Origin of the sequence: Mesorhizobium sp. M7A.F.Ca.CA.004.06.1.1, assembly GCF_003999135.1 — a bacterium.
Classification (GTDB): Bacteria; Pseudomonadota; Alphaproteobacteria; order Rhizobiales; family Rhizobiaceae; genus Mesorhizobium.
Genome location: NZ_RZPQ01001215.1, coordinates 1 through 1,025, shown reverse-complemented (window position 1 = coordinate 1,025; position 1,025 = coordinate 1). Strand labels below are relative to the sequence as shown.

Below are 1,025 nucleotides of genomic sequence, written 5' to 3'. Positions count from 1 at the left end.
TCTCAAGGTCATGGAACAGGTGGGCGCCGGGCTGAAGAAGTATGCGCCGAAGGCCTTCGTCATCTGCATCACAAACCCGCTCGACGCCATGGTCTGGGCGCTGCAGAAGTTCTCAGGACTGCCCAACAGCCATGTCGTCGGCATGGCCGGCGTGCTCGACAGCGCGCGCTTCCGCTATTTCCTGGCGGAGGAATTCAAGGTCTCGGTCGAGGACGTCACCGCGTTCGTGCTCGGCGGCCACGGCGATTCCATGGTGCCGATGATCCGCTATTCGACGGTATCGGGCATTCCGCTGCCCGATCTCATCAAGATGGGCTGGACCTCGAAGGAAAAGCTCGACCAGATCGTGCAGCGCACCCGCGACGGCGGCGCCGAGATCGTCGGCCTGCTCAAGACCGGTTCGGCCTATTACGCGCCGGCCGCTTCGGCGATCTCGATGGCCGAAGCCTATCTCAAGGACAAGAAGCGCGTGCTGCCCTGCGCGGCGTATCTCTCCGGCCAGTATGGCGTCAAGAACACCTATGTCGGCGTTCCCGTGGTGATCGGCGCCGGCGGCGTCGAGCGTATCATCGAGATCGAGCTCAACAAGAGCGAGCAGAAGATGTTCGACTCCTCGGTGGCGACGGTGCAGGGTCTGACCGAGGCCTGCGTCAAGATCGCGCCGCAACTCGCCTCCAAATGAATCTCCAGCAAGTGAACCCCCAGTCGATCCGGAGACCTTCCAGATGAACATCCATGAGTATCAGGGCAAGGCGCTGCTGAAGAGCTTTGGCGCGCCCGTGGCCGAAGGCGTGCCGGTGTTCAAGGCGAGCGAAGCGGAAGCCGCCGCCAAGGCGCTGCCGGGCCCGCTTTATGTGGTGAAGAGCCAGATCCATGCCGGCGGCCGCGGCAAGGGCAAATTCACCGAACTCGGCCCGGACGCCAAGGGCGGCGTGCGGCTGGCGAAATCGGTGGCCGACGTCGTCGCCAACGCCAACGAGATGCTGGGCAACACACTGGTGACCAAGCAGACCGGCCCGGCCGGC

At 64.0% G+C, this 1,025-nt stretch carries 2 protein-coding genes; both read left to right on the top strand.

Features of this window, described 5'->3' with window-relative positions:
* Positions 1–682, top strand: a 682-nt coding sequence (locus EN906_RS35245) for a malate dehydrogenase (protein ID WP_127375826.1), incomplete at its 5' end; no start/stop codon positions are given.
* Between the two features lie 43 nt (positions 683–725).
* Positions 726–1,025, top strand: a 300-nt coding sequence (locus EN906_RS35240) for an ATP-grasp domain-containing protein (RefSeq protein WP_348629305.1), incomplete at its 3' end; no start/stop codon positions are given.